Here is a 25,640-nt window from a genome sequence, read left to right as displayed (position 1 = left end):
CCGTATCCGAACGTGTCATAGCGATCACCCTCAGCACCCGTTTCCTGCTCCTGAGGATGAACCGACGGTCGTCTTCGTGCGAGCGGAACCATCAATCTCGGCGGTCCGAGGCGAAGCCTCTCTGGGTAACCGGTCGCAATCGGCTCAAGGGCCTCGTTCGAGTGGCTCTCCACGGCTGTGGCGGGATCCATGCCAACTACCGCGAGATCATCGTTATCGGGCGAATCACAGGCGATCCAACACGGATCCGAGACCGCCGACGTGGATCGGCATTTGTGTGATCCGGCGGTCGATCTGCTGATTGGTGCTGACTCGACCTCGTCTGAGACGGCACAGATGATATGGAGCCGCCTGGCCGTTGCAAGCTTGATTGGAAGCTCGATCATGGTCCACAACTGGTCCACAATCAGCGAGCGTCAACGAGAACGGGCGGGACTCCGTGAGACTGGAGGCCCGCCCGTACCTGCGAAGTTTGCCCTGGTCAGCGGCCGGAACCGCTGATCAAGATCGAGTGCCCCCTGTAGGATTCGAACCTACGCACCCGGCTCCGGAGAGCATTGCAGGTTTGCTGGTGGGCATGCCCTTGGCCAGGGGCGACGCACAAATGTCACTCGATCAAGGCCATGGATGGCCCACACGTGGCCCACGATTATGCCGAGAGCCTCCTGTTGACGCGGTGTACAGCGGGCGCGAAGCGCATCACGGGCTTCAACCCACGGCGGTCGTGGAATGCTCTGCGTTGTGATCGCCCCCCGGCCAGGAGGTTCCTCGTGTTCCACAAGATCGTGCGAGCCCTCACCCAAACCACTCCAGACCAACGGCAGGCAGCTGAGGACGATGCGTGCGCCTACGGAACACAGTTGCTCAGAGAGGCCCGCGAGGAGCTCAACCGGGCGGACACCAAAGCCCAGGTCCTCCTCGGCATCGTTGGCATCGGCCTCGGCGCCGTCACAGGCGGCCTGCTCGCGGGAAGCTGGTCACCTTTCGCGATGTCCAATGCCGTCGAGTGGCTGTGGTGGGCAGGGGCGGCGGCAGCTCTGGTGTCCGTGGTGGTGCTCGCCGGCGCGGTCTATCCGCGGTTGGATCGACGGAAGGGGAACGGCGCCGTCATGTACTACGCCGATGTCTTACGCCTCGACTCCACGGTGACCGTCACCAGCGCTCTGATGCGGTCCTCGGCACTGGACCTGGAGCGGGTCGCTGATCAGCTGTACCGGGTCAGCCGCATCGTCGGACAGAAGTATCGCCTCATCCGCTGGGGGTTCTGGCTGCTCCTGAGTGGAATGACGGCCACGGTGAGCGCGGCGCTGATCAACGTCGTGCTCACCGGGTCTCCGCCATGACCGCGCAGGCGTAGGCATGACGCCACTGCGACAGGCAGGTCACACTCCGCCTACCAGCAGACTGTCGTCCTCCAACGGCGGAACGGGCAGGCCGAGGAGCTCCAGGGTGCTGCGGAGCACTGATTCGTTGCTGACGACGAAGTTGAGCATGTCCACCGCCTGGTAGCTCTGCATGATCCTGTCGACGGTGCCGAGCAGTTCCTGCGCTCCCTGCTGCCGCTGCTCGACGAGCTCCGCGATGATCTGCGGCAGTTGCTCTGGGGCGACAGCCAGTTGGATCGCGTGCACCACCCGGGCGCTTCCCTCCACGGCGGCGAGAAACTCCTGCCACTTCTGCCGAACCTCGTCGGTGCTCTTGATCTGGAGCAGCGCCGCAGCGGCGTCGGATCTGATGTCATGCTGCTTCCTGTGGGCATCCCGGTTGAGCTGGCGGATCTCCTCGGGAACGTTCACCTCGGCTCTGACCGTCCATCGGTAGACTCCCGTCATCGAGCCTGAGATCGATCGGAGTTTCTCGTTCGCGGCCTGCTCCGCCGCACCAGCCTCGGTGATCTCGAACCGCCGGGTGATCGGACGTACCTCCTGGCAAGCGCGCTGGAGCACCGCCTCGGCCTCGGGCACTTCATCGTTGAGGAGGGCTCGGGCACGTTTCCCGGCCGAGGTCGCGGTCCGGAGCAGGGTGACGGAGAAGTCGTAAGCGTCGCCCTTGGCGGGCGAGGTCAGAACGAACGGCTCGATGTTGACGGGTGGTTCGGCCTCGGGCTCGTTCTGCTGGACGTGATAAAGCATGGGTGCCAGCCATTTACGCATGTGATCAGCTCCTGTGAACGAGTTGACGCAGGTGATGGTGAAGATCGGCGGAGATCTCGCCGTGGTGCCGCCAGAGCCGGAGGTAGAGCAGGGCCCGCTTGGCGTTCCGCCTATCGGTCAGGCTGAAGATCTGGTCCGTGATCTCCCGTACGGTGGACCGCTCGTCGTAATGGCGCAGCCATTCGCTCAGCAGGAGGTCCCAGGACTCGGGCACGACTAGGCGGCCACCTTCCTCGTAGCTGAGCGCGTTGCGCCAGAGCGTCACCAGCGAAGGATGGGGATCGAGCTGGCTCAGATGCGGCCGCTCAGGGGTCGAAACGGGCAGCGCGGCCAGCCGTCCGAAGGCGAGGGCGGCGCTACGATGACCGGCCGGTCCTCCGTCACTGACCCAGTCGGCGAGGTGGTTCACGATGGTGTGCGCGGTATCCACGCGATAGAGGTAAGCGATGGATTGGGCCACGTCGTGGTGGAACTTGACGCCCCTGGTGAGAACTAAGGTCCTGAACGCGGCGAGGGCTTGGTCGGGTGCGGAGAGACCGACGGACGAGGCGTAGGCGCGGATCGCGATCGCCTTCTTTGCATCGGTGCCTTGGATCATCGAACGGAGATGGAGGTGGACGCGGCGTGTCATCGACGGGTCCTCGGCGGCGGCTTCCAGCGCCAAAGCAGCGAGCTGATGATCCCGGGATCGGCGGGACTGGCTCCACACCTCCAGAAACCGCTCGTTCACGAGGGCGAAGTCGAAGGTCGCAAGCTTCCCGACCGCATGTCCGACCTTGATCCTCGTATGCGAAGATCCCTCACCGCCGAGCCAGAGCAGCCAGTCGACTAACGAGTCGCGGATGGTCGGCTGGTCCTCCCAGATCACGCGCAGCATGACGGCCGCCAGCTGGGGACGTCTCAGCCTTATGCTCCGCCCGCCACCGGGCCCGGCGGGTGCGGCCTCGGCATCCACGTAACTCAGCCAGAGGGGCAGCTTCTCCCAGAGCTGGACCGGTTTCGGCGAATGATCACGACGCCACTTCTCGTCGAGCCGTTCGGCCAGGGCCAGCGCCGCGCCGGAGATTTCCGCCTCGGGCAGCCCGTGGAGTACGGCGATGCTCGTCATGAAACACCGGCCCAGAATCGGCCTGCGCTTCTCGAGGTCTTCGCCCACCTTCGCACGCATTTGGTGGAATCGCCGGTTCAGCATGACCTCGATGGAGGTGCCGGACTCCACGGTGGCGGCCACCTGCTTGGCTAGTTCGACCACCTGCCAGGGCGCGGAGAGGGCGCGGAGCTCCTCGTCCAGAAGCCGCTGATCGTTCGAGGCAAGCCGTGCGCCCGATGCCTGAACGAACAGATGCTTGGCGAAGATCCGGCTGTTCGGTGGGGAATCGTGCTCGATCACGGGCGCGACAGAGGATCTGATGTGCTCAGGCACCAGGACGATCACCCTGCAGTCCGCGTTGACGCCGGCACGCTTGAGATTCGTGGTCACCCTGTCCACGGCATCGGGCGTATCGACCAGGTCCAGCAGATAGCCGTGACCCGATTCCAGTTTCCAGTCACGGGGGTTCGGCGTGCTCGCTCCGTGCGGAATGATCCAGCTCGCCCTGCCACCCCAGTCGAGCAGCGCCGCCAGGGCCGTGGTCGCCTTGCCAGTCTCCGCCGCGCCGCTGAGCAGGACCAGGCGTTCGCTGTCGAGCAGCCTGCGTGTTTCGGCTTGCGACTGGGTCGATACCAGCGTTCGCCGTAGGTCCTCGACCTCGTTTTCCGTCAGTTCATGAATTGTCGCTGTCGGTTGTGCCCGCCCCTGGTCAACGTGGATGTCGCCCTGGGCGAGCCAGATATTTCCTTTCTTGACGCGGTTCCTCACGCGGCCAATCAAGTCTCGGGTGCCGGTGCTGGGCCGCTCGTCGGCGAACAGGTCGTCCAGGCTCTGCCTACGCTCCAGCCACTCCTGCCCGGAGGCGGTCATCTCGTTGCGGATCGATTGGTTGTCGGGTTCCTGGGACGCCTCGTCTGCCTTCTCGGGAGAGGTGTCCTCGACGTCCGGGTCTTCCGGCTGCGGGGTCTCGGATCTCGGTTCCTCAGGCGGGGAGTCGCTCATTTCTTCCTCCGCTTCGGGTCATAAGTGACATTGATGTCTCCTTGCGCGATATGAATGTCGCCTCTCTTGACCCTGTTCTTGATCGACCCGATGCCCGACGGCGGTGGTGACGGGGCGTTGTTGCTGGACGGCGAGGACTCCGGAGCCTCCATGCCGTGGACGTCGAAGTGCGGGACGTACAGGTATGCCGGGTACTCCTGTTTCTTCTCCGCCACCGCAACCTCCAGGAACTCCGAAGGTCTCGGCCGTCCCGGCCCCTGTGACACGTAGTCGCGGAACACCTCCCGCGAGATGATCAGCGCCAGGTCGGCGTCGCGGAAGGTGTCGAGCGCGGTCCGGATCGGTGCCGAATCACGCAACCTCGCGGGCTGTACCGCGTGCTGCCCAGGCCACCCGGCCGCGCCGTCCAACTGCAGCGGTCCGACGTGGACGGCCAGCCGTATTCTCATCCGTGCCCAGGTGGGATCGGCGCGTCGGCTGTTGTGCTCCGCGATGGCCACGTCCAGCTCGGTCAGGAACTGGTCGAGGAGAAGTGGAATCGTGACGAGAGGACCCGGCTCGGCGGGAAGGACGACGGTCAGCGAATCACCGCCCACCTGACGCGACCACGACTCCCGGTCCAGTTGAACACGGTCCGCCGCCGTCTCGATGGCGCTGATCAGGCCGGCCTGGAGGGTTCGCTGTTGGGCGTCGGTGCGGCCGCCGTAGTTCTCGATGTCGGCTGTGAGCAGGACGCGGTAATCGTGCGTGACCATGGCATCTCCAATGAGCGGGTGGGCTCAACGGTGAGGCACGACCTGGCGGGAGAAGCCTTAGAAATATGGCTTGGCGAGGAACGGGAGGTCGGCGAGCGCAGTCAGCCCTGCCAGGTCCTTCACCACCACGTCGCGGTGCCCTCGCCGGATGACCCCCTCCGCGGCCAGTTCGCGCAGCGCCTTCTGCGTCGTGATCTCCTTGGCCCCCACCAGCATGCCCAACTCGGCTCTCGTGAGTGGGATGCCGATGCTCACGCCGTCATCCGTAGCGCGGCCGTGCCGCGAGATCAACGCGATCAGCACGCGTGCCAGGCAGATCTTCGTCCCGTACCCGGCGAAGTCGAGGCGCCGCTGATTGGCCCAACGCAGCCGGTCGGCCACGATCTGCGTCAGTGCTAGTGCCGCGGCCGGGCGCCGGGTCACGAAAGAGCGGAACACCGGGCCTTTTACCTGTTGGCAGACCGCGCGCCCGCAGGTGGTCACGGTCGCCGACCGCGGCGACCCGTCCATGGCGGCCATATCGCCCACGATGTCGCCTGACACCCGGATCGCCAGGGTCGCCTCCACACCGTTCTCAACCCCCCCGATCACCTTGACCAGCGCGTCCAACAGAATCCAGACCGATGTGCCGTGATCTCCCTGGCTGATCAGCACGTGCCCGGGCGGGAACGCGCGCAAGGTCCCGAGCCCAAGAAGCTCCGAGCGCAGCTCGTCCGTCAGACGGTGCATGAAGGTGCCGGTCGGCCATCGGTTGGGTGCCAAAGTTTCCTCCAGCAGGCGGTGTCTCACACATATGCCAGCCGGGTTGTCTCGGCAAGGGAGTCATACGTTCGCGGACATTCGGCCCCATCGGTGGGGCCTTCGCGCCGGTGGTTCACAAACCTGTGAGCGTCAACGAGAACAGGCGGGACTCCGTGAAAGGCCTGCCCGTTTGTGCGGTGTTCGTCCAGGTCGGTGACTAGGAACCGCCGGTCAAGATCGTGTGCCACCCTTTAGGACTCGAACCTAGGCACCAGGCTCCGGAGAGGGTTGCGCGTTCTTCGTCTACTGTGGCCTTGACGTGCACTTATCCCCGAAAGGCCATCCCGCTTAGGGGAGCTGGTCCACAGTGGGTCCACGATCATTGCGCAAATGGCCGCAGCGACTCTCAGAACCTCTCGCAAAACCGTCCCTCAGAGCCCGAGGTCAGGGCGGGGCCTGGTGGCGGATCAGGTCGGCGCCCAGACGGGTGATCTGGTGGATGACCATGTTGGCGTGGCGGGTGCTGGTGATCAGTCCGGCGCGGTGCAGCACCTGGGCGTGGGCGCTGGCCGATGACAGCGAGGTGCCGGTTCGGCGGGCGAGTTCGCTGGTGGTGCAGCCGGTGGTGGCGGCGATGCAGTGCAGGATGCGGGCTCTGGTGGTGCCGAGCAGGTCGGGCAGCGCGTCATCGGGATCGGACACTGGGGTTCGGCGGGGGGTGGGGAAGATCAGGACGGGCGGCAGGCTGGGGTCGGCCAGCGCGACCGGGGTGTAGCGGCAGAAGTAGGAGGGGATGAGGGTCAGGCCGCGGCCGCGCAGGTGGATCTCGTACCGGCCGGTGGTGTAGTCGGTCTCCAGGATGGGGGGCCGCCAGCGCATGCGGGGTCCCAGGGCGGCGAGCATGGCTTCCACTCCGTGGTCGGTGAGCAGGCGGGTGAGTCTGGCGCGTTCGCGTCCTAGCGCGTGCTCCATCGTGGTGCGGTGGGGGGCGAAGGCGGTCTGGCAGTATCGGCCGGCCAGGCCGGCCAGGCCGGTGATGGCGCGCTGGTTGCCGCGGGCGAGATTGTCGAGGGTGGCAGGCAGGGCGGCGTGCCGGCGCAGCTGGTCGACCTCGTGGCGCACGCGGGAGGGCGGGGTGTCAGCGAGCGCGTCGATGCCGTTCTGCGGTCCGGCCTGGGCGTGGTGCGGGGTAAGGAAGTCGGGGAAGTAGGCCTTGATCGGCATCAGCGGCACCAGCGTCTGCCGTACCGGCTTCAGGAGGCCCGTCTCGGCCAGGTCGGCGCGGGCCTGCCGCCGCCAGCCGGTCATGTCCTCGCCGCCGCCGGGCCTTTGCAGCACGTGCAGGCTCATCGCCATTTCCCACAGCTCATCGATACCTGAGGCGATGCGCACCCGGGCCAGGTCCTCACCGGTAAAGACGATTCTCAAGGTTCCCCCGGTCATGCCCGCATGCTCGGTCGTGCGGATCACAAAGCGATCAACGCCCTGTCGACGGTTCCGGGTGCGTGGCTGTGAGCTGGGTGTTCCGGCTCAGGCTGGAACAGGGTGACGGGCGGGGGCGTCGTGTTGTGAACTGTCCTGGACCGATCGCGACAGCAAGGGAAGGCACCCTTTCGATGATCGAACATGTGAGGCGGATCGCCATCGCCGCCGCCATCGCCGCTGCGGCGGTGGCCGGGCTCGCCCTGGCCGCAGGCCCGGCGGTCGCCGGCGAGGAGTTCCGGCCCAGGAGCGGCGGGTAGACGCACGCCGACGACACCCACGCAGCGACTGAGAACGTCAAATAGCGATCCCAGAATCTCGCCATCGAGCCATCCAAGTCACAGCGTTGGGCCCTCTCCTCAACACTGAATCCCCCCGAAAGTCCACGGCAACCTCACCTTTCGCGCTCGTGGTGCACGTTAGCCTCCAGCTGAGGGCTATACCCACGACTCGGAGCACGTGAGGACCCGGCCCCCTGAAGTGGGACCGCTACGGCTAGACCCCCGCTCGTAGCCGCCCGATTCGGAGAAGGTTTGGAGCGGCCGCTCTTACGCTCAACGCGACCGATGGCCTCCGACTCGTAGCGATGTCGTTCTTCGCATGCGCACGAGCGTGACCTCGGTTTCCCGAACATTCGAAAGGATCAGATTTCATGATGAAGATGGCTGGCATCGTCGGACTTGCCGCCGCTCTCACTGTTCTTGTTGGGCCGGGAGCGCTGGCGGCCAGCAATCCAGACCCTAAGGTTGAGGTCGTGAAGGTCGAGGAGAAGGCGATCGTCGATGAGGCGATCAGCCCGCAAACGTATATCGCCGACGCCCAGCAGAAGGGTACGAAGATCTCCTCCAAGGAGCAGGCCAGCATCCTGGCGAGTTCCTGCCGCCGGTGGGGCACCGGAGTGAGCGCGAAGAACGGGTTCGGCCAACTCATTATCAGCTACCGCCTCGACATCGACTATTGCTACAACGGCACGAACATCACGGCGCGAAACGGCTACTACCGCGAGGTGAAGGCCGACTGGGGTTGGACGTTCGAAGGTCACGAATCCGGCAGTTCGGGAGGCGTGGGTAACCCGTCGTGGAAGCCCTGGACCAAGGGCGAATTCTGCTATCTCCGCTACGGCGGTTGCGTCCGGCAGAAGTTCGCAACGGTCTGGCTGCGTGTCTACGGCAACGGCAGCAGAGGGTTCGGCAGCGACCTGGCCTGAAGTCTAGCCATCCGCTTGATCGGAATCATGTGAGGCCACCACCCACCACCCCGTCGGGCGGCCCTCAGCACAGCGGGCCGCCCGACGGCGTTATCAGTTCGGCTTCGGGGTGCATTTGTGGAGTTCGCCGAACCGCTTGCGGGCGATCCTGAGAAGCTGCGTCAAGTCGCTCACCGGGTCACGTCCCTTGACCACCTCGGACAGATCGACCCTGATCCACGGTCGCTCGTCGCCGCACCGGAACAGCATCGTGGTGTAGTACGGCCGGGTGCGTGGCAAGCGGGCGGTGTACGCGATGAGTCCGGTACCGAGATCCGCCGGCAGTGCAGCCAGTTGATGGCTGCCGAAGTTCTTGCGTGCGAGGTCCGTGATGCCGTCGCCGTCCCATACCGACCACACGACGGAGAGCCGGTCATATTCGCTGCGAAGCGCGCATTGCCCGTGGGTCGCGGGTACTCCGCTCTTGCGCTCCTCCAGTGGGATCGTGAGGCCGGTGATCGTGCGGACGGCCTGTTGCGGGAGGAAGTCGCACCAGTAGGGCGGGGAGTCGGTGACGGGGCTGGCGACGGTCTTGCCGCCGGGGCTCGGCGAGGGGGTGGGACGGTGCCGGTGCAACCGGTAGCCATCGCGAAGAGAAACGCCAGACCGGCGACGGCGCTGCGGGGCGGGCGGGCGACTCGAAGCGGCATGTCAGTACCTGCCGATATTGAGGTTGCCGGGCACAGTGAGGATGGCGGTAGTGCCCATGGTGTTCTGCAAGTTGTTTGTCGTGCTTTCGACGTCAGTATGACGCTGCGCCCATTCCATGAAATCGTCGAAAGTCTTCGGGTCCGCGACTATCTCGTTTATAGGTCTGATGGTGGGTGGCTGATCGTGAGTGGCAAAGCTCTTACCCTTGGCGGCCTTCATGGCCGCCTTGGACCAATCTCCAGTGGCGATCTTTGCGCTGATGATGGTGCTCTTCATCAGCCATCCGACCCTCTCATTTTGATCCTTGGCGGTGTTCAGCGCCTCGCCCGAGGTTACGCCCACCTCAACGGCCGGGCATCGATCAGCTCTCAGTTAAGGCGATGGGTCTGTGCCCTAGCCGTGCTTCTGAGGCGAAGACTGATGCTCCTCTTGGCCCACCACTGGCCCACAACCAGCGAGCGCCAACGAGAACGGGCGGGACTCCGTGAGACTGGAGACCCGCCCGTTCGTACGATGTCGCCCTGGTCGGCGGCCGGAACCGCTGCTCAAGATCGCGTGCCCCCTGTAGGATTCGAACCTACGCACCCGGCTCCGGAGGCCCCTTCGCGACCACGGGCCGACCTGCGACATCACCCGCCATGCGGGTGTTCCGACTCGCAATTGCCTCGCAGCGCAGCGTAAAGCGACAGCGGGTCCGCAGTCGAGTTACTGTGGCGGCCTCCTGCTGGAGTGCCGCATGACCGCCGTCATCACGGCCGACACACTTCATGGGGTTCCGTCCAAGGCGCTGGTTCTCGCAAGCGTGCCGCGCGGTATGCGGCGCGCTCCCGGCCAGCAGGAGTTCCTCCGCGCCCTGCGTGAAGACCCCGAGGTCCTCGGCCTCCGCTACGACGGGTACGGCAACCTCTTGCGCGTTGCCCAGATGGTCGCCTGGGCGGCTGACTGGAAGACGATGTGCTCCCGGCCGACGATCGCCAAGATCGTCGAGGAGACCGGCCTGTCCAAGGCGACCGTCAAGCGCTGGATCAGGTGGCTGCGCGAGCACGGCTGGTTGGGCGTGGTCGAGCAGGGCTCCACCGTCCGCTTCCGCAAGGGTACAAGCGCGGGCCTGGACGATGACGGCCTGGGCAATCGCGCGGCCCTCTGGGTGGTCTGCATCCCTCGCGACATCGCGCCTGTTCCGACCCACGACACCTCATCTGACCAGGGAAAATGCACAAGTGAACCCTCCTCCTTGTCTCTCCCTAGGAGAGACAAGGAGGATCCCACGCGCACGCGCGAGGCCCCCGGCCGCGCCCGCGGCAACCCACGCATCTCGCCGAACTGGGGACTGCACCAATCGCCGAGGACCAAACGTGATCGACTCGCTGCCTGCGAACGCCTCCGGCAGGAATCCGGCGTGCTGCGCCGGATGACGGCCTGGTACCTGCGATGGCTGCTGCGCGCCTTCCTGCTCGCCGGCTGGACGCCCGCGGATGTGCTCCACGCGCTCGACGTCCGCCCGGACGACAGCGTCTGGACCTACACGTGGTCCAGTGCGGACGAGCTACGGCACATTCCCGGCTGGGTGCGGAACCGCCTCGCGGCCTGGATGAGCGGGGATGGCCAGGTTCTGTCGTCTCGGTCGCAGCGCGTGGCAGCAGCCGCGCGAGAGGTGGAGGAGCTGAGGCGTCGCCGAGCCGAGGAGTGCGAGCGGCGCCTGGCGCAGCGTGTGGACGCGGGCGGCGAGGACGGGCCGGCCGCACGGGCGCGGGCGCTGCTGGTAGCGACGAGCCCGAGTTTCGCTGCTGCGTTGCGTCGGACCGGCCTACGTCACAGAAACGCGCAGTAGACCTGTCGTTGTCCACGGAGATGCGTGATCAGGTCGGTTCGGTCGCAGCGGTACCGGACACGTTCTAGGTCCGCCTGGATCGATTACAGGGCATCTAAGGTGCGGTTTCCTGACTCAAGACCTGCTGTCCCCTATGGGTATATATACATGCGGTGATCCTGGTAAGATCGAGATCCAACCGAATATCAAGATCACAAATCCCCTCACCAGCGGAAACATTGAAAGGAGACGGCACATGAACTCCCCCGCCACCACCTTCGACCCGATCCCCTGGGGCGCCATCCCCCTCCCCGCCGACATCGCCTCCTGGGCACTCATCGCGAAGGGTGGCACCACCACCCACGCCATGGACGCCATCGCCTACAGCGTCGCCGCACACCGCCACGGCGACACCCACCACCTGCGGTGGGACGCGATGCTCAACGACACCCTGGGGGACTACCGCACCTACGCCACCAACTACGTCTCGGCGCACTTCGCGGACAACTACAGCAACTTCTACGACGGCTTCACCTTCGACCAGCTCACCATGAAGGACGCCACGCTGCTGCTCGCCAATCTCGTCGAGCTGGCCACAAGGCAGCTCCCCGAAAGTGCCAGCGGAACCGCAACCATTTACGCCACGGAGGAGAACGGCATGATCGCCATCAAGAACGACGAGCGCGACGACCACCGCATGCCGCTCTCGTACGACTTCACCCATGACGAGATCGCCGCGCACGCCAAGGCTGCACGCGGCACCACCGACCAGGACGTGATCGACACCGTCGCCTGGCTGGCCGCCACGGAACTCCTCGTCGGTCACCACCCGCTGATCCCGTTCTACGAGGTGCGCGACGACATCGCCGACATGCTGCGCGCCTCGTCCTCGAAGCTCAACGCTGACGAGCGCAGCCAGACGTGGGACTGGGACATGATGGTGCACTTCGCGACCCTGACCGCCGACGAGAACCTGTTCCGGGGCACCCTGTACGCGAAGGCGGAGAGCGACGGAACCGCAACCACGCGGACCCGCGTCGGACAGATCATCACCGAGCGCGCGGCTCGCCGCATCTGGGCCGAGGGCACCGAGCCGGCCCAGCGGGTTGCCCCGGACGGGATGCGCCGCTACGAGGCGCTCCGCGACGAGGAGCGCGCCATCATGGCCAACGCGCTCGCGTTCATCGCGGGCTACACCGGCAACGCCCCCGAGCAGCAGGACGAGAGCGCGCTCGACAAGCTCGACGACACCCAGGCGAAGGCCCTGCTCGACCACCTCGCCATCTTCACCACGGCGCCGGGCGAGCCCTCCGAGCACTGATCGAACAGCACTAAGTGACAGCGGTAACGCATTCACTGCCGCCTCGCCCGAATCCGGGCGAGGCGTTCCTGTTCACAGAGAAAGGCGACCCCGATGACCACCACCACGGCGACCTTGACCCCCAGGACGCAGGCCACGCCCGTCCAGCTCGGTGAGCAGCTCGTCCAGCTCCTCCGCGCCGCCGACGCCTGCACCGCCCAGGTGATCGCACGAGACCCCGGCGTGTACGGCCACCTGCGCAAGGCGCTCCTCGAACTGCTGCGCACGCAGGGTTGGGGGTCGACACAGGCCGACGAGGTGATCACGGCCGTGATGATGGACCCGAGCGCCACCCTGCAGGGGACGATGCTCATCCTTCATGCGCCGGTCGTGACGCGGAAGATGGCCGAGCAGGTCCGCGTGGCGGTGTGCAGGCAGTTCGGCATCACCCCCGATGCGCCGCCGGAGCACGGCCCCGACCTTCGGCCTGAGTGGGACGACGACAACCACCAGTGGGTCATCACCTGGGCTTCCGATGGGTGGACCTACACCTTCCCGCACGGCGGCGAAGACGAGAACGGGTGCGAATACCCCGAGGTCCCGCTTCCGCCCGGCGTGTGGGTCGAGCGGATCAACGACTTCGCCATATCCGTCAACGCCCGCTGACCTCAACCAGCCCCAACGAAAGGACATCATCATGCAGACGATCACCCGTATCCGCGCCGAGCTGCTCAAGGCCGTGGAGGAGTGCCGCGACGCGGGCGGCACCACCACCCACATGCTCCACACCATCGCCCGCATGATGGCCGGGCCGGCCGCGGCGCTGCCGCAGTTCGAGCGGGAGACGGCCAACGTGTTCGACACGGCGGGCTTCTACTACGACGACCTGTCCAGCGCGTACGAGCGCACGACCGGATCCACGCCGTATCCGTGGCAGACGGCATCGTTCGACGACCTGACCGGCGACGACCAAATGACGGTCATCCAGTACGTCATCAACGAGTTCGGCGAGCCCGACGTGCAGGCCGAGAAACCTGCCCCGATGGTGCTGACCGACCACCTGCTCGACGGGCTGCGGATGGCCAGGAAGCTGCGCGTCGAGTGCGGCGACCACTTCCGCCCCGCCGAGAACCGGGTACGGACCGCGCTCGTAGCGCTGCTGAACACGCAGTCGGTGACGGGCAGCCTCGCTCTGGAAGCGATCGGGCACGCGCTGGCAACTGGCTGCGGTATCCACCAGGCCGTCGCGGAGATGGACGGGCAGCTCTGATGCCGTTGCCCATCGTCATCCCGATCCCTGCCTCCTACGGCGAGGTCCCGCTTGCTGGCCAGGTGTTCGTGAAGCCTGACGGCCTGTTCCACTGCGGGTGCGGCAACATCCCCGAGTACGGCGGCTTCCACCCCTGCGACCGCGCCGGGAAGCTCATGGCCGGCCGCCGCTACACCAACGGCGAGGAAAACCCCTCCTGGGAGGGCTACTACCTGTGCGGCGGCTGCGGCCAGGTGGTCGTCGACGCCCGCAGTCTCGTGTTTCCGCCGTCGTAAACGCCAGTGGCCGGGCCTGTTGTCAGGCCCGGCCACTTCAGCAACCCCCGCGCCACCACAACGCGGAAGAGAAACCAGCCACCGCCAGAAGATCCGGTGAGTTGGGTTCTCCCACCCTAACGCACCACCCCTGCACACCGAAGAGAGCGAGATCAGCATGTTCGATGACGACCTCGGCGCCGAGGCCGAAGCCATCGCGACCGCACGACATGACGCCGACCTGGAACAGGCCGAACTCGACGCCGCAGGCGATGCCCTGTACGCCGCCTGCGACGCGATGGGCATCTGCCTGCACGGCCTGGTGGACGACCACCGGAACCGGCCGGAGCTCGCGGAGGGCTACCAGAGGTGCCGCTTCTGCAAGAAGGCCGAGAGCTGGCAGTGGTTCCGCGACGACCGCAACGCCTCGTACACGCGGCTGGAGGAGGCCGGAGTCCTGTGAGCCTGCTCGACATCGGTGCCTCGTGCCGCCGCTGCGGCGCCCGCGCTGGCCAGGAGTGCTTCGACTGGTGCTCGCTGCGGGACGACGAGTACGGCTTCGGCGACGTCGAGTACGAGGTCTTCTCCGACGCCGACCCGGGCCTGTGACCGGCTCGGCCGAGGGAATCACGTGGGACCGGCTGAGGCCCGACGAGGGCGGCCCGTGCATGGCGGTCTGCTGCAACGTTCCACTCGTGGCCGCCGCCGTGATCATCGACGGACGCAGGTACAGGCTCTGCAGTGAGGACGCCGAGCTGATCCCCGGCTACACCCCCAACCTGCTCGAACGGAGCACGACATGATCGATGACCCGCCGTACGACGTCGAAGAAGACGCAGTCATCCACGACCCGCTGCGGGTCGTGGATGACTGCTACGACTGCGGCGCCAAGCGTGGCGAAATGCACTGGCCTACCTGCGCGAGCATGTGGGCTTCCGACGATGACGAGGACGACGAGCTGTGACCGAGTTCGAGCCCAACGCGGTAGCCCGCCAGATCATCGTCCGCCTCGAAGAGGTCGGGTTCACCGTCAAGGTGGCCGATGCCCCACACCGGTCGGTGTGGGAGGTGACGCTGGATAAGCCTGGCACCCCGTGGTTCGGCGTGCTGCATGTGTCGGCCCGGAAGGGGCGGGCGCTGCGGATCACGCTCACGTGGCACACGGCTGGCCGGCCGCACGCCACCCGCAAGGTTGAGGGCGCCCGCGACATCCGCGCCCTCATCAACCAGGTCACCCCGCGCGGATGGGAGATCAAGAATGCGTGATCAGCTCGTCGCCACCGGCAACCCCACGTTAGACGCCTACCTGGTGCTGGCGCGCGGCATGCGTCACCCGCAGTGCCTGATGCAGCAGGCCGAACGCGCGCTTGACCGGGCGCAGCAGCGCGACCGTGACCGGAACGGCTTTGGCGGCACCGCCAAGGCCCGCCAGCGCGCCGAGAGGTCGCACGACGAAGTCAAGCGCGCGCTCGACGTCGCACGCCGCGCCGAGGACCAGGCCGAAGACGCCGCCCAAGCGGCGGCCGAGGGGGCCCTGTTCATGCGGGTCGCGGATGAGGTCGAAGCGCTGTGGGACGACTTCTACGCTCCCCGCGACCTCCAGCACTACCGCGACGGAGACGACATGCCCGACGACCCCACCCTGTGGGGCCAGCTGGAGTACGGCGCCGAGGTGCACATCCGGTACAGCACGACAGCCCAGGTCGTCGTGTGGCAGTTCGTGGAGCTCGGTGAGGAGCACCCGGGGAACGCGGCTCTGCGGATCGCGCGGTACATCGAGCGCAGCGCGTTGCGCGGCCCCGGCTGCCTGGTCGAGCTGGCGGTCCACCCGGACGACCCTGTAGGGCTGCACGCCCGATCCAAGCACATGACGATCGTCAACCCGAGGAAGGAGCAGGTATGAACCCGCACACATTAGAGGCTCGCGCCCGGATGGCGCACTGGCAGATCACGCTGGATGGCCGGGCGCTCGTGCTGACCCGCGACGACTGGACCATCCGCGTCCTGTTCGACGGGTCCGCGCCGGCGAAGGCCGTCATCCGCAAGCCCGGCTCGTCCGATTGGCAGCACCTGGACCGGCGGGCGATCACCACGCACGTGCGCGGCCACCGCGAGCAGATGACGATGTTCCGCCTCGGCGACCGGGTGAAGGTCGGCGACCGGTACGGGGCCGTCACCGACGTGCACGTCGAAACCCCGACCGCGCTCACGAGCCGGGCCTGCCCCGTAAGGCTCGTCGTGGCCTACGCGGACGGGGACCCCGGCACGCCGTACGTCACATCCGTACTGCGCCTGCCGATGCCGCTCCGCAGCGCCTAACCCCTACACCACCACCACAACCGAGCGGTACCGCTATCTGCGTAAAGCGACAGCGGTACCGCTGTCTTTCGAGAAAGGCCATCCGACGATGACCACCACCAGACACCGCCGCAGGCGGCCCCGCTCCGGCTGGAGTCCCGGCGACAAGCAGGCATGGCGGGAGCGCAAGGACCGCGACAAGGCGATCGCCAATGACGCCGTCGTCACGGCTGCGCGCGCGCTGTCGGAGCGGGCGGACCTGCTTGACGCGTTCCGCGAGTACGCGGCTCGCGTTCAGGCTCACCGGACGCTGCGCAACACCTTGGCGCTCCTCGGACAGAACCCGGCCGCGACCAGGGTCAAGAGCGCGTTCTTCTGGGCGAAGGAGGACCGCGCAGTTCTTCCGACCGCCGAGCCGATGTGCATTGTTGCCCGCCGCCGCGGGGGCAAGAAGGTCGAGGAGTTCGCGGACCCCGACACGGGCGAGACGAAGGAAGCCGACGCGGGCGACTGGACGGGCTTCACGAGCGAGCGCGTGTTCGACGTGCGGGACACCACGCCGAAGAACCGTCCGTGCGATTTCTGCGGTACCCACCCCGGCCTGCGATGCCCCGACGCCTGTCCGGTCTACGAGCCTGTGCGTGGCCCGGCGCCGACCCGTGATGAGGTCCATGACCTGCTCGACCAGGTGCTGAAGGACGACATCGGGTTCTACCCGGCCGACCTCGACGGCAGCGAGAGCGAGGACGTCCAGCAATGATCACGATCAGGCACACGCACGAGGACGGCACGCTCATCTACGGCACCCGCAAGGGCGACGGAGTGTTCGAGATCGTCAAGAAATGGGAGAACGGCGGCTTCCGCTACTTCCCGTCGATGCGGATGATCGGTCTGCGCAACAGCCGTGACCGGATCGCCGACCGGTGGGCGATCAACGCCGCGACCGAGGCCCTGCGCGCGGCCGGACACGACGTCGAGGTCGAGATTGACGACACCTTCCGCGACCGCGCCCAGGTCCTGGAGGACAAGGCCGACCGGCTCGAAGACCGCCGCGACGCGCTGGAAACAAAGGCCGACCGGCACGCCGGCGCGGCGGACGCCGCCCACAACCGTGCGCACCAAATCAGCGAACGGTTCGCTGCTGGCCAGCCCATCCTGGTCGGCCACCACTCCGAGCGGGGTGCCCGCGCCGACCGGAAGCGGATGGACCAGGCGATGCGCAAGAGCATCGACGAGAACGACCAGGCGCAGGAAGTGGCCCGTCGGGCAAACGCGGTCGGCAACCAACTCCGCCGCTCCGCGACTCCAGCCGTGACCGCACGCCGGATCAAGACGGCCGAGGCCGAGCTACGCAAGATCGAGAAGAACCTGGACGGCTACCAGCGGACGTTCCGCGACCACGCGGGCAACCCGTACTACATCGAGAAGCACGAGCCCGCCCAGGGCGACTATCGCGAGATGCAGCTCGCTCGCAAGGCGCAGCTAGAAAACCAGCTCGAATACGACCGGGCGCAGCTCGCCGCCGCGGTGGAGGTGGGCGAGTACGTCGAGTACGGCAAGCACAACGTGCACGTCGGCGATCTGGTCACCTATTGGTTCCGGGACCGTCGCCGTCGCGTGGTGAAGGTCAACAAGGTGACCGTGAGCGTCGAGTCCGGATACTCGTGGCCCGACAAGGTCAAGTTCACCGACATTCTCGCCGTCGAATGCCCGCACGGCGAGGACGGGCCCGATGTTCTCGCTCCGAAGCGGTCCGCGCCGAAGGCACCGGTCCGTGCGAATGTCGAGGTGCCCGCGATCGATGTGGCCGCGTTGACGGCGCGGATCGTGGAAGCGGAGATCGGCGTGCCGCGCGACTCGGAAGCGTTCATGTCCCCGCCGACCGTGGTCGAACGGGTCCTGGACGCGGCCGAGCTGGAGCGCGGCATGACCGTGCTGGAGCCTTCCGCGGGCAACGGCGCGCTGGCCAAGGCCGCCGCGGCCGAGAGCTGCGAGGTGCACTGCGTTGAGCGGTACCCGGTGCTGTCGAAGGATCTGCTGGACGTTCCGGGCATAGTCGGCCTGACCACGGGCGACTTCCTGGAGATAACACCCGACCAGTACCCGGCCAAGTTCGACCGGGTCCTCATGAACCCGCCGTTCTCCAAGGGCCAGGACATCCAGCATGTGCGGCATGCGCTGAGGTTTCTCCGGCTGGGCGGGCTGCTGATCGCGGTCATGAGCAACGGGGTCGCCTGGCACAAGGACAAGACCGCCACCAGCTTCCGCGAGCTGGTGGAGCAGCGCGGCGGCCACATCGAGCCGCTTCCTGATGAGGCGTTCGCCGTGTCCGGCACGGACGTGCGCACGGTCCTCGTGGTCATTCCCGCGCCCGAGGAGTAGCGAGCGCGGGCCCAAGGTGTCCGGGCTCGCGCCACCCCCGACCGTACGGCCTCGCCTCTCCCGAGGCGGGGCCATTCCCTTCAATACCTACGGAGAAATCTGTGTTTTATCACAACGGCTTGCCGCCCTTGCCTGCCCTACCGTCCCGCGAGGTGGCGAACCACGGCGCGATTGCGATCGACGCCGTGAAGACGCGCCACGAGCCACGCGTCGTCGAGAACGTCGTCACCGAGCTGTCCTGGCCCACGTACTCGATGCCGCACATCACCGCCGACGGGATGATCGTCTACACCTTCCACCACGCGCTCCAGATCCTCCAGACTCCCCGGTCGCGCCCCATTCCCACTGATGGCAAGTTGGCCCAGGCCATCCAGGCAGCCGAGTCGAGGCGCTCGTGCTGAACCGGCTCTTCCCCGACGACATCGACGTTGTCGAGATGTTCGCGGGCGGCGGCGGCTCCGGCACAGGCATCGGCGCCGCCCCCGGCACCAAGCTCAAGTTCGCCGCCAACCACTCCGAGAACTGCAAGTGGACGTACGTCGAGAACCACCCCGACGTGGATTTCTGGCTCGGCGACGTGCAGAAGGCTGACGCGATCGAGAAGTTCCCGTACGCCAGCTTCTTCTGGGCGTCGCCGGCGTGCCCCGCGTACTCCGTGGCGAGCGGCAAGAAGAGGTGGTTCGACAAGGAAAACCAACTCTCGTTGTGGGGCGATCTCGACGATCTCACCGAGGACGAGAAGGCGGGCATCAGGTCGCGGGCGTTGATGGAGGAAGTCGTCACCTATCTGCGTCACTGCCAGGAGAAATACGGCCGACCCGTGCTCGGATTTGGGGTCGAGAACGTGATCCAAGCGAGATTGTGGGCGCACTGGGACCGGTGGATCCGCGAGCTGAGGAAGCTCGGCTACATCGTGCAGGTGCACGCCGTCAACGCGATGCACGTGCAGGGCCGTACCACCCTGCCTACCCCGCAGTCTCGCGACCGGATGCTCATCTCCGGCATCCACGAGTCCGTGGGCCGGGTCCCGAACTACTCCAAGTGGTTCGACCCGTATGCCTACTGCCCCAAACACGAAGGTTGGGTGCAGGCCCGCCAGGCGTGGAAGAAGACTGGCGTTGACATGGGCGTCTACGGCAAGCACGGCCAGTACCTGTACGTCTGCCCGCTGCCCGGGTGCAAGAACCAGGTCATCGAGCCGCCTGCGCTGCCCGCGGCGGCGGCTATCGACTGGAGGGACCGGGGAACGCCGATCGGCAGCAGGAAGAAGACGAAGAAGAAGCCCGAGGGTATGGCGCCCGCGACGATCGATCGGGTGCGCGCCGGAGTAGTCGACCACTGGATCCGGCCGTTCCTAACCCCCGCGGGCGGCTCGTGGAACGACGACACCATGGGCGTGGACGAACCGGTGCGGACGCTGACCACGCGCGAGTCGAACGCGTTGGTCGTCCCGTGCGAGGGCCGAGACGGCAAGAAAGCCAGCCCGGCCAGCAAGCCGATCAGGTCGCAGACGACCCGCCTGGAATCCGCGCTTGCCATCCCGCCCGGTGAGCTGCCGGAATCGTTCCTGAGCCTCCTCAGGTCCGGGCGGCCGCGCAACACCAACCCGAATGTGGACCCGATGGCGACGATCGTCGCGGACGGCTCCAACCATGCGCTGGTGTCCAAGCCGGAGCCGCTCGTGTTCCCGATGCGCGGCGGCGGCGACCAGCTCAAATCCAGGCCCGCGTTCGAGGACCCCGCGCACGCCGTCACCGCAGGTGGGCTCCATCACGCGCTTGGCGTACACCCCGACTGGGAGACGCCCGCATTCGTCATGCGCAACAACGGTAGCCGCGGCGACGGGCGCGAGCACTGCACGTCGGTGGAGGAGCCGGTACGCACCATCACCACGACCGGGCACCAGTCGCTCGTCACCATGCCTGCCGAATTGCAACCGCTGCTGATGTCGTACTACGGCCACGGCAGCGTCATCCCCGCGGGTGAACCGGTCGGCACCCTGCCGACACGGGACAGGTGGGCGCTGCTTGCCGCGAACGGGGAGACCGACGCTGCGTCGATCGACGTGTCGGCGATTCTGTTCCGGATGCTGAAGGTGGCCGAACTCCGGCGTATCCAGTCGTTCCCGGACGACTACCGGTTTGTCGCCAAGACTCAGCGCGACAAGGTTCGGCTGATTGGCAACGCCGTACCGCCACCCATGGCCGAGATACTGACGTGCGCCATCGTGGAAGCGATTCTCGGCATCGAGCTGGAGAGGTTCGCCTTCGGCCTCGCTGCCTAACCCAAAACGCCAGCGGTAACGCTGTCATATATCCCCCCGCTCGGGCGGGGGACACATCCATCCCCTCAAGGAGAACCACATGTCCAAGCGAGAGCCCAAGGCCGTGCGGAACGGAGCAAGCTCATGAACCGCCCGCCGTACGAGCGTGGACAGCTCGTGTGGATCTGCTATGGCACCACGGCCAACGTGTGGCCGCTGCTGCGCGCCCTCGTCACCGTGCACGACGTCAAGCCGTACAAGCACGACGCCTTTCCCGCCGTGGCGTGGCAGGTCACCATCCTGAACCCGCCCGACCGTGAGGGGCCTGTCGTCTACCCGGTGGACGACGACGGGACGTGCGCTGACGCGGACGGCCCGCTCGCGCCGAACGGGCGGCCGTGGATCGTCGCTGATAGCTGAGCGATGCGTCCCCCGCTCTACATGACGCCACCCTCAACCGAGCCGATCCGCGAGCACATCCGCGCGGGCCGGCTCGGCGCGATCACCAGCCCAGCCCAGGGCAACGTGATGGAGGAAGGTTGGCAGTTCTGCATCGACAATGGCTCGTTCGCCGGAACCTACCCCGGCGATGACGCCTACCTGGCCATGCTGCGCAAGCTTCGGCACCTGCGCGAATGGTGCCGGTTCGCGGTCGCGCCCGACGTGCCTGGCAGCCACCCTCGCACATGGGTTCGGTCCCGAGACATGCTGCGCCGCATCCGCGACCTCGGCTTCCCAGCCGCCTTCGCGTTGCAGGACTTGGCCGACGTGGACCGCGATCCGGTCGAGCTGTTCGACGAGTTCGAGTGCCTGTTCATCGCTGGGACCACCGCGTTCAAGCTGTCGCCGGTCGCTGCCGCGTTCGCCAAGGCCGCGGCCGACCACGGCCGTGACGTCCACATGGGTCGGGTGAACAGCCTGCGACGGTACTGGTTACGCCGCCCGGATCGGCTGCGACAGCGTGGACGGCACCTACATGCGGTACGCCCCCGACGCGAATCTGCCCGATGTGCTCGCCTGGCGGCGGGCTGTCGAGCAGTCCGACGAACTCGGCGGCCTCGATGCGCCGATCGCCGACATCACCGATTCCTCCTATCTGCTGACGACGGCTGGGCCTGGCCGCATCACGCGGCCACCATCACGCAAGCCTGACCCGTCCATCCGGCAAGAGGCTCTCTTCTAAGGAGATGATCATGACTCAACTCGACAGTACGATCTGCCCGCCGTGCGGGCGCTCGATCACCGTGTGCCGACACAGTTACCTCGGCCACCTCGCCGCCCGAGCGGAAGGTGAAACGTGGTTCTGGTCGCTCGTCATGCCGCTGGATGCGGCCGCGTTGACCGTCTGGGCGGCTCACGCGGCGGCGATCGAGTGGCACAGGCTGATCGGTGCACTCGTCAAGGCCGAGAGCCTGACATGGAAGGAAGCGCACGTGAAGGCAGCCGAGATGATCGAGGAGGTGCGACGTGGCGAGGAGAGGGAGAATCGATGAGGACACGCGGCAGGAACGCGAGAAGCTGATCGCTGCCCTCTATCGGGAGCAGTATCCGACGTACGCCATCGCCGCCCAGGTCGACATCAGCGAGCGCACTGTGCATCGATACCTGCTGCGGATCGAGGGCGTCGAGACGAGAAAGATCGACCACTACTGCGACTGGATGCCGCACCTACTAGCCCACCTGAGCAGCTACCCGGACGCGTGGTTCACGCAGACCGAGCTGTCGAGAGCTGTGCTGCGCCGCGATGACCCTCGCGTACTAAGGAAGGTCCTGCTCAGGATGGAGCGGGAGGGCCTGATCGTCTGCGAGTCGAGGCCGTACAACTGTCGGGGCGACCACACACCCAAACGTCATTCGAGGTGGTACCGGCTCGCCTCAAAGGAGCTGCTATGACCACGTGCTTCTGCTGCCGCAAGCGCGAGCTGTGCCGAGCCTGCGACCTGCCGTGGCAGCGCGCGGGCTGGCCCGATACCAGGCCGCCGCCCAGCAAGGGCGGTTGGCGCCAGGACCGGACGTGAGCGAGGTACGTGGAGCGATCGCTCGGCATAATCTGTGGCAGAATCTGCCGGTCGACGAGACGTCAGGGGTCTGGTGCATCCTGATCAACCAGCCAGGATGGGGCCGGGGCCGCGGGGACATAGTCGAGGAGACTGAGGAGCACCAGCCGACCGTGCTGGCCCGCCGCCCGCCGGAGGGAAAGCAGCAGCGCCGCGGCGCCTGCCTCGGCTGCGACTGGGAAGGCCCGGACCGCAGGCGGCTCAACGAGGCGATCGAGGACGCGAACGATCATGCTTTCCCCGACTGGCGGAGCATGCCGTCGGTACTGCCGCCCCCACCGTTCGGAAGCCGCCCTCGCTGGCTGGAGAAGAGCAATGCTCAAGATCTGTGGATCGGCCTCGGGTTGGGACGTGAAAGGGCGTACCTTCCCGAGTGATCGATAGGTCACCGAGTAGACCGATGTTGCGCCGTCGGTTGGGAAGGTACGCCCATGCTCAGCGTAGTCAACGAGGACGGCACGACGGAGTCCGGTTCCCTGATCGACGAGATCGTCCGCGAGGGAGCCCGGCGGATGCTCGCTGCCGCGCTGGAGGCGGAAGTCGACCAGTACATAGCCGAGTTGGCGGCTGAGCGGGACGAGCGCGGGCACCGCCTGGTGGTTCGCAACGGCCACCACCGGCCCCGCACTGTCGTCACCGCGGCAGGGCCCGTGGAGGTCACTGCGCCTCGGGTGAACGACCGGCGCGTCGACGAGGCCACCGGCGAGCGCAAGCGGTTCTCCTCCAGGATCCTGGCCCCGTGGTGCCGCAAGTCGCCGAAGATATCCGAAGTGCTTCCCCTGCTTTACCTGCATGGACTGTCCTCGGGGGACTTCGTGCCCGCGCTGGAGCAGTTCCTCGGCGGCTCGGCCGGCCTGTCGTCGGCGTCCGTGACCCGGCTGACGAAGCAGTGGCAGGACGACCACACCGTCTTCCAGCAGCGCGACCTCAAGGACCGCGACTTCGTCTACGTGTGGGCCGACGGCGTGCACCCCAAGGTCCGGCTCGGACAGGCCCACTCGTGCGTGCTGGTCCTGCTCGGAGTGCGGCTGGACGGCACCAAGGAGCTGATCGCTCTCGCGGAGGGACTGCGGGAGTCCACCGAGTCATGGGCCGACCTGCTACGCGACTGCCGCCGACGCGGCATGCGCGACCCCGAGCTGGTGGTCGGCGACGGCGCGATGGGTCTATGGAAGGCCCTGGCCGCAGTGTTCCCCGCCGCCCGTCATCAAAGGTGCTGGGTCTACAAGGCCCGGAATATCACGAACGCCCTTCCGAAGTCCGCGCAGCCGGGCGCGACGAAGGCCATGCAGGAGATCTACAACGCCGAGGACCGCACGCACGCCGAGAAGGCCATCGAGGCGTTCGCGAAAACCTACGGCACGAAGTGGCCCAAGGCTGCCGCGAAAATCATCGACGACCGGGACGAGCTGCTCGCCTTCTACGACTTCCCGGCCGAGCACTGGGTCCACTTGCGGACCACGAACCCCATCGAGTCCACATTCTCCACGGTCAAGCTGCGGACCAAGGTCACCCGCGGGGCCGGCAGCCCGGCCGCCGCCCTCGCCATGGTATTCAAGCTGGTCGAGTCCGCCCAGGAACGCTGGCGCGCGATCACCGGCGCCTCGCTCGTCGCCCTGGTCCGCTCCGGGGCCAAGTTCGAGAACGGCTTCCTGGTCGAGCGCGACGAGACCGTCGTAGCCTGATCACACGTCACCGAACCACAGCGATTGACAATTGCTCTCGCCGGCGCGCCAGCCTTCTTGGCTCCCGGCTTTTCCAACGCGGGACATGTTCGCCTACTTGGAATCGGCCACGCTCGCGTTCAGCGGCTTCATCAGATCCAGCGCCTGGCCGTCGCCGATGGCGGCCACCTGGTGAACACCTGCCCAATTAGCTAGGTTGCCCTCACCTCGTCCGATTCTCACAGGGGAGTGGCAGCCATGCGGCAACAGCACAAGACCTTCCAGGCGATCGAGGTCGGCGACGGCAGCGACGGGCGGTGGGCCGCCTACGCCCGGGCCCTGTGGCAGGAGATGGAGGGCCTACTGACCGAGGAGGGCCGGACTCCGGAGGGCGCGGATCGTGTTCGGGCGCTGTTCCGTGCGCACATGCCAGAACTGGTCCCGGTTCTGGATCGCCTGGCCGGCCAACTCGACCGGCCCGAGGCGGAAGTCTTCCTCACCCACGCGGCACTGCGGCCGTTCTCCCAGGCCTGCACCCAGATCGGCCAGGACGGCACTTTGCTGCGCAACTATGACCTACGGCCCGATCAGTGCGAGGGGACCATCGTCTCCTCCTGCTTCCTGCGCCCCGTGATCGGGATGCAGGACATGCTGTGGGGCTTGCTGGACGGGATGAACGACGCCGGTCTCGCGGTCTCGCTCACCTGGGGCGGACGTTCCGTCTACGGACGCGGCTTCGCCATTCTCATCCTCGTGCGCTACCTGCTGGAGACGTGCGACACCGTCGATGAGGCGGTCGACAGGCTGCGGTCTCTGCCGGTCGCCGTCCCCCAGAACCTCACCCTTGTCGATCCCAAGAAGGCGATGACGGTGTTCGTGGGACCGGATATGCCGCCGACGGTGGCACCGGACGCCTGCGCCGCCAATCACCAGCACCTGCCGGTGACCGACGAGCAGGAGCGGGCCATGCGGACGCGGGAGCGGCTGCGAGCCATCCGCGCCGCGGGTACGGACGTGGCGGCGATGCTCAAGCCGCCGCTGTATCGATCCGTCGACGAGCAGGGGTCGAGAACGCTCTACACCGCCCACTACCGGCCCGCCGAGGGCCTTGTGACGTACTACTGGCCCGGTGAGTCCTGGCAACAGTCCTTCGGCGACTTCACACCCGGATCCCGCACCGTGACCTTGGGCCGGGCCAGCTGAGAGGCTTTCCGGACTCCTG

The 25,640-nt window shown here is 66.7% G+C and carries 34 protein-coding genes; 26 read left to right on the top strand and 8 right to left on the bottom strand.

Annotated elements, in window-relative coordinates:
• Positions 1-638: 638 nt before the first annotated feature.
• Positions 639-1,343 (top strand): Pycsar system effector family protein, encoded by a 705-nt coding sequence (locus tag EJK15_RS07240; protein ID WP_138709598.1) that lies wholly within the window; start codon positions 639-641, stop codon positions 1,341-1,343.
• A gap of 39 nt (positions 1,344-1,382) precedes the next feature.
• On the opposite strand, the gene EJK15_RS07235 is transcribed toward EJK15_RS07240, so the two are convergent.
• From EJK15_RS07235 to EJK15_RS07215, 5 genes are all read right to left on the bottom strand, one after another.
• Positions 1,383-2,153 (bottom strand): hypothetical protein, encoded by a 771-nt coding sequence (locus EJK15_RS07235; RefSeq protein WP_138709597.1) that lies wholly within the window; start codon positions 2,151-2,153, stop codon positions 1,383-1,385.
• A 4-nt stretch (positions 2,154-2,157) separates the two neighbouring features.
• Positions 2,158-4,113, bottom strand: coding sequence for a hypothetical protein (locus tag EJK15_RS07230; RefSeq protein ID WP_138709596.1), 1,956 nt, complete (start codon positions 4,111-4,113; stop codon positions 2,158-2,160).
• Positions 4,114-4,241: 128 nt separating this feature from the next.
• Entirely contained in the window at positions 4,242-5,000 is a 759-nt protein-coding gene (locus EJK15_RS07225; protein WP_138709595.1) for a hypothetical protein, read from the bottom strand.
• A 57-nt stretch (positions 5,001-5,057) separates the two neighbouring features.
• Positions 5,058-5,678: a Crp/Fnr family transcriptional regulator gene (locus EJK15_RS07220; RefSeq protein WP_240776808.1), complete on the bottom strand. Its 621-nt coding sequence runs from the start codon at positions 5,676-5,678 to the stop codon at positions 5,058-5,060.
• 507 nt (positions 5,679-6,185) lie between these two features.
• Positions 6,186-7,184, bottom strand: a complete 999-nt coding sequence (locus tag EJK15_RS07215) for an ArsR/SmtB family transcription factor (protein ID WP_138709593.1) — start codon at positions 7,182-7,184, stop codon at positions 6,186-6,188.
• A gap of 173 nt (positions 7,185-7,357) precedes the next feature.
• On the opposite strand from EJK15_RS07215, the gene EJK15_RS76200 reads away from it, so the two are divergent.
• Together EJK15_RS76200 and EJK15_RS07210 are read left to right on the top strand one after the other, a co-directional pair.
• Positions 7,358-7,483 (top strand): hypothetical protein, encoded by a 126-nt coding sequence (locus EJK15_RS76200; RefSeq protein WP_276615368.1) that lies wholly within the window; start codon positions 7,358-7,360, stop codon positions 7,481-7,483.
• Positions 7,484-7,875: 392 nt separating this feature from the next.
• Positions 7,876-8,430 (top strand): hypothetical protein, encoded by a 555-nt coding sequence (locus EJK15_RS07210; RefSeq protein ID WP_138709592.1) that lies wholly within the window; start codon positions 7,876-7,878, stop codon positions 8,428-8,430.
• 93 nt (positions 8,431-8,523) lie between these two features.
• Here EJK15_RS07210 and EJK15_RS07205 read toward each other — a convergent pair whose 3' ends face one another.
• Together EJK15_RS07205 and EJK15_RS07200 are read right to left on the bottom strand one after the other, a co-directional pair.
• Positions 8,524-9,045, bottom strand: coding sequence for a hypothetical protein (locus tag EJK15_RS07205; RefSeq protein ID WP_138709591.1), 522 nt, complete (start codon positions 9,043-9,045; stop codon positions 8,524-8,526).
• A 75-nt stretch (positions 9,046-9,120) separates the two neighbouring features.
• Positions 9,121-9,462, bottom strand: coding sequence for a hypothetical protein (locus EJK15_RS07200; protein WP_138709590.1), 342 nt, complete (start codon positions 9,460-9,462; stop codon positions 9,121-9,123).
• 394 nt (positions 9,463-9,856) lie between these two features.
• On the opposite strand from EJK15_RS07200, the gene EJK15_RS07195 reads away from it, so the two are divergent.
• The 16 genes from EJK15_RS07195 (at position 9,857) to EJK15_RS07130 (ending at position 21,117) form a co-directional block, all read left to right on the top strand.
• Entirely contained in the window at positions 9,857-10,951 is a 1,095-nt protein-coding gene (locus tag EJK15_RS07195) for a helix-turn-helix domain-containing protein (RefSeq protein WP_138709589.1), read from the top strand.
• A 235-nt stretch (positions 10,952-11,186) separates the two neighbouring features.
• Positions 11,187-12,251 (top strand): hypothetical protein, encoded by a 1,065-nt coding sequence (locus EJK15_RS07190; RefSeq protein WP_138709588.1) that lies wholly within the window; start codon positions 11,187-11,189, stop codon positions 12,249-12,251.
• A 93-nt stretch (positions 12,252-12,344) separates the two neighbouring features.
• Positions 12,345-12,896 carry a hypothetical protein gene (locus EJK15_RS07185; protein ID WP_138709587.1) on the top strand — a complete coding sequence of 184 codons (552 nt, stop codon included), beginning with the start codon at positions 12,345-12,347 and terminating at the stop codon, positions 12,894-12,896.
• 31 nt (positions 12,897-12,927) lie between these two features.
• Positions 12,928-13,500: a hypothetical protein gene (locus tag EJK15_RS07180; protein WP_138709586.1), complete on the top strand. Its 573-nt coding sequence runs from the start codon at positions 12,928-12,930 to the stop codon at positions 13,498-13,500.
• Positions 13,500-13,775 carry a hypothetical protein gene (locus EJK15_RS07175; protein ID WP_138709585.1) on the top strand — a complete coding sequence of 92 codons (276 nt, stop codon included), beginning with the start codon at positions 13,500-13,502 and terminating at the stop codon, positions 13,773-13,775. Before EJK15_RS07180 ends, EJK15_RS07175 begins: the two co-directional genes overlap by 1 nt.
• Positions 13,776-13,932: 157 nt before the next feature.
• Entirely contained in the window at positions 13,933-14,217 is a 285-nt protein-coding gene (locus tag EJK15_RS07170; protein WP_138709584.1) for a hypothetical protein, read from the top strand.
• Positions 14,214-14,363: a hypothetical protein gene (locus EJK15_RS70270; RefSeq protein WP_171074156.1), complete on the top strand. Its 150-nt coding sequence runs from the start codon at positions 14,214-14,216 to the stop codon at positions 14,361-14,363. Before EJK15_RS07170 ends, EJK15_RS70270 begins: the two co-directional genes overlap by 4 nt.
• A 190-nt stretch (positions 14,364-14,553) precedes the next feature.
• Positions 14,554-14,718: a hypothetical protein gene (locus EJK15_RS70265; RefSeq protein WP_171074155.1), complete on the top strand. Its 165-nt coding sequence runs from the start codon at positions 14,554-14,556 to the stop codon at positions 14,716-14,718.
• Positions 14,715-15,020: a hypothetical protein gene (locus EJK15_RS07165; RefSeq protein ID WP_138709583.1), complete on the top strand. Its 306-nt coding sequence runs from the start codon at positions 14,715-14,717 to the stop codon at positions 15,018-15,020. Before EJK15_RS70265 ends, EJK15_RS07165 begins: the two co-directional genes overlap by 4 nt.
• Positions 15,013-15,657 carry a hypothetical protein gene (locus EJK15_RS07160; protein ID WP_138709582.1) on the top strand — a complete coding sequence of 215 codons (645 nt, stop codon included), beginning with the start codon at positions 15,013-15,015 and terminating at the stop codon, positions 15,655-15,657. Before EJK15_RS07165 ends, EJK15_RS07160 begins: the two co-directional genes overlap by 8 nt.
• Positions 15,654-16,073, top strand: coding sequence for a hypothetical protein (locus tag EJK15_RS07155; protein WP_138709581.1), 420 nt, complete (start codon positions 15,654-15,656; stop codon positions 16,071-16,073). Before EJK15_RS07160 ends, EJK15_RS07155 begins: the two co-directional genes overlap by 4 nt.
• An 88-nt stretch (positions 16,074-16,161) precedes the next feature.
• Positions 16,162-16,812 carry a hypothetical protein gene (locus tag EJK15_RS07150; RefSeq protein WP_138709580.1) on the top strand — a complete coding sequence of 217 codons (651 nt, stop codon included), beginning with the start codon at positions 16,162-16,164 and terminating at the stop codon, positions 16,810-16,812.
• Complete coding sequence (locus tag EJK15_RS07145) at positions 16,809-18,434, top strand: DUF3560 domain-containing protein (RefSeq protein WP_138709579.1); 1,626 nt, start codon at positions 16,809-16,811, stop codon at positions 18,432-18,434. Before EJK15_RS07150 ends, EJK15_RS07145 begins: the two co-directional genes overlap by 4 nt.
• 152 nt (positions 18,435-18,586) lie before the next feature.
• Positions 18,587-18,835, top strand: coding sequence for a hypothetical protein (locus EJK15_RS07140; RefSeq protein WP_138709578.1), 249 nt, complete (start codon positions 18,587-18,589; stop codon positions 18,833-18,835).
• Complete coding sequence (locus EJK15_RS07135) at positions 18,829-20,718, top strand: DNA cytosine methyltransferase (protein ID WP_138709577.1); 1,890 nt, start codon at positions 18,829-18,831, stop codon at positions 20,716-20,718. The genes EJK15_RS07140 and EJK15_RS07135 overlap by 7 nt, the downstream gene beginning before the upstream one ends.
• 123 nt (positions 20,719-20,841) lie before the next feature.
• Positions 20,842-21,117, top strand: coding sequence for a hypothetical protein (locus EJK15_RS07130; protein WP_138709576.1), 276 nt, complete (start codon positions 20,842-20,844; stop codon positions 21,115-21,117).
• A gap of 33 nt (positions 21,118-21,150) precedes the next feature.
• Here EJK15_RS07130 and EJK15_RS07125 read toward each other — a convergent pair whose 3' ends face one another.
• Entirely contained in the window at positions 21,151-21,597 is a 447-nt protein-coding gene (locus EJK15_RS07125) for a hypothetical protein (RefSeq protein WP_138709575.1), read from the bottom strand.
• 61 nt (positions 21,598-21,658) lie between these two features.
• On the opposite strand from EJK15_RS07125, the gene EJK15_RS07120 reads away from it, so the two are divergent.
• From EJK15_RS07120 to EJK15_RS07095, 7 genes are all read left to right on the top strand, one after another.
• Positions 21,659-21,880: a hypothetical protein gene (locus EJK15_RS07120; protein ID WP_138709574.1), complete on the top strand. Its 222-nt coding sequence runs from the start codon at positions 21,659-21,661 to the stop codon at positions 21,878-21,880.
• A gap of 10 nt (positions 21,881-21,890) precedes the next feature.
• Entirely contained in the window at positions 21,891-22,190 is a 300-nt protein-coding gene (locus EJK15_RS07115; RefSeq protein WP_138709573.1) for a hypothetical protein, read from the top strand.
• Positions 22,165-22,590, top strand: coding sequence for a helix-turn-helix domain-containing protein (locus EJK15_RS07110; protein WP_138709572.1), 426 nt, complete (start codon positions 22,165-22,167; stop codon positions 22,588-22,590). Before EJK15_RS07115 ends, EJK15_RS07110 begins: the two co-directional genes overlap by 26 nt.
• A complete protein-coding gene (locus EJK15_RS76195) occupies positions 22,587-22,715 on the top strand; it encodes a hypothetical protein (RefSeq protein ID WP_276615367.1) in 129 nt (42 codons plus the stop codon). Before EJK15_RS07110 ends, EJK15_RS76195 begins: the two co-directional genes overlap by 4 nt.
• Positions 22,712-23,131, top strand: coding sequence for a DUF6349 family protein (locus EJK15_RS07105; RefSeq protein ID WP_138709571.1), 420 nt, complete (start codon positions 22,712-22,714; stop codon positions 23,129-23,131). Before EJK15_RS76195 ends, EJK15_RS07105 begins: the two co-directional genes overlap by 4 nt.
• A gap of 54 nt (positions 23,132-23,185) precedes the next feature.
• Positions 23,186-24,439 carry an IS256 family transposase gene (locus EJK15_RS07100; protein ID WP_138709570.1) on the top strand — a complete coding sequence of 418 codons (1,254 nt, stop codon included), beginning with the start codon at positions 23,186-23,188 and terminating at the stop codon, positions 24,437-24,439.
• 237 nt (positions 24,440-24,676) lie between these two features.
• The gene (locus tag EJK15_RS07095; protein ID WP_138709569.1) at positions 24,677-25,621 is read left to right on the top strand and encodes a C45 family autoproteolytic acyltransferase/hydrolase; all 945 of its coding nucleotides are present in this window, start codon (positions 24,677-24,679) and stop codon (positions 25,619-25,621) included.
• Positions 25,622-25,640: the final 19 nt, after the last annotated feature.

It is taken from the genome of Nonomuraea basaltis (assembly GCF_005893125.1).
GTDB classification, from domain to species: domain Bacteria; phylum Actinomycetota; class Actinomycetes; order Streptosporangiales; family Streptosporangiaceae; genus Nonomuraea; species Nonomuraea basaltis.
This window is presented reverse-complemented; position numbering and strand designations above follow the sequence as displayed.

Excerpts from the sequence above, each read along its gene's own strand:
- EJK15_RS07190 (WP_138709588.1), top strand. The coding sequence starts at position 11,187 with ATGAACTCCCCCGCCACCACCTTCGACCCGATCCCCTGGGGCGCCATC.
- EJK15_RS07180 (WP_138709586.1), top strand. The coding sequence starts at position 12,928 with ATGCAGACGATCACCCGTATCCGCGCCGAGCTGCTCAAGGCCGTGGAG.
- EJK15_RS07215 (WP_138709593.1), bottom strand. The coding sequence starts at position 7,184 with ATGACCGGGGGAACCTTGAGAATCGTCTTTACCGGTGAGGACCTGGCC.
- EJK15_RS07130 (WP_138709576.1), top strand. The coding sequence starts at position 20,842 with ATGAACCGCCCGCCGTACGAGCGTGGACAGCTCGTGTGGATCTGCTAT.
- EJK15_RS07230 (WP_138709596.1), bottom strand. The coding sequence starts at position 4,113 with ATGACCGCCTCCGGGCAGGAGTGGCTGGAGCGTAGGCAGAGCCTGGAC.
- EJK15_RS76195 (WP_276615367.1), top strand. The coding sequence starts at position 22,587 with ATGACCACGTGCTTCTGCTGCCGCAAGCGCGAGCTGTGCCGAGCCTGC.
- EJK15_RS07155 (WP_138709581.1), top strand. The coding sequence starts at position 15,654 with ATGAACCCGCACACATTAGAGGCTCGCGCCCGGATGGCGCACTGGCAG.
- EJK15_RS07145 (WP_138709579.1), top strand. The coding sequence starts at position 16,809 with ATGATCACGATCAGGCACACGCACGAGGACGGCACGCTCATCTACGGC.
- EJK15_RS07185 (WP_138709587.1), top strand. The coding sequence starts at position 12,345 with ATGACCACCACCACGGCGACCTTGACCCCCAGGACGCAGGCCACGCCC.
- EJK15_RS07115 (WP_138709573.1), top strand. The coding sequence starts at position 21,891 with ATGACTCAACTCGACAGTACGATCTGCCCGCCGTGCGGGCGCTCGATC.
- EJK15_RS07210 (WP_138709592.1), top strand. The coding sequence starts at position 7,876 with ATGATGAAGATGGCTGGCATCGTCGGACTTGCCGCCGCTCTCACTGTT.
- EJK15_RS07095 (WP_138709569.1), top strand. The coding sequence starts at position 24,677 with ATGCGGCAACAGCACAAGACCTTCCAGGCGATCGAGGTCGGCGACGGC.
- EJK15_RS07150 (WP_138709580.1), top strand. The coding sequence starts at position 16,162 with ATGACCACCACCAGACACCGCCGCAGGCGGCCCCGCTCCGGCTGGAGT.
- EJK15_RS07225 (WP_138709595.1), bottom strand. The coding sequence starts at position 5,000 with ATGGTCACGCACGATTACCGCGTCCTGCTCACAGCCGACATCGAGAAC.
- EJK15_RS07235 (WP_138709597.1), bottom strand. The coding sequence starts at position 2,153 with ATGCGTAAATGGCTGGCACCCATGCTTTATCACGTCCAGCAGAACGAG.
- EJK15_RS07160 (WP_138709582.1), top strand. The coding sequence starts at position 15,013 with ATGCGTGATCAGCTCGTCGCCACCGGCAACCCCACGTTAGACGCCTAC.
- EJK15_RS07195 (WP_138709589.1), top strand. The coding sequence starts at position 9,857 with ATGACCGCCGTCATCACGGCCGACACACTTCATGGGGTTCCGTCCAAG.
- EJK15_RS07170 (WP_138709584.1), top strand. The coding sequence starts at position 13,933 with ATGTTCGATGACGACCTCGGCGCCGAGGCCGAAGCCATCGCGACCGCA.
- EJK15_RS70265 (WP_171074155.1), top strand. The coding sequence starts at position 14,554 with ATGATCGATGACCCGCCGTACGACGTCGAAGAAGACGCAGTCATCCAC.
- EJK15_RS07100 (WP_138709570.1), top strand. The coding sequence starts at position 23,186 with ATGCTCAGCGTAGTCAACGAGGACGGCACGACGGAGTCCGGTTCCCTG.
- EJK15_RS07175 (WP_138709585.1), top strand. The coding sequence starts at position 13,500 with ATGCCGTTGCCCATCGTCATCCCGATCCCTGCCTCCTACGGCGAGGTC.
- EJK15_RS76200 (WP_276615368.1), top strand. The coding sequence starts at position 7,358 with ATGATCGAACATGTGAGGCGGATCGCCATCGCCGCCGCCATCGCCGCT.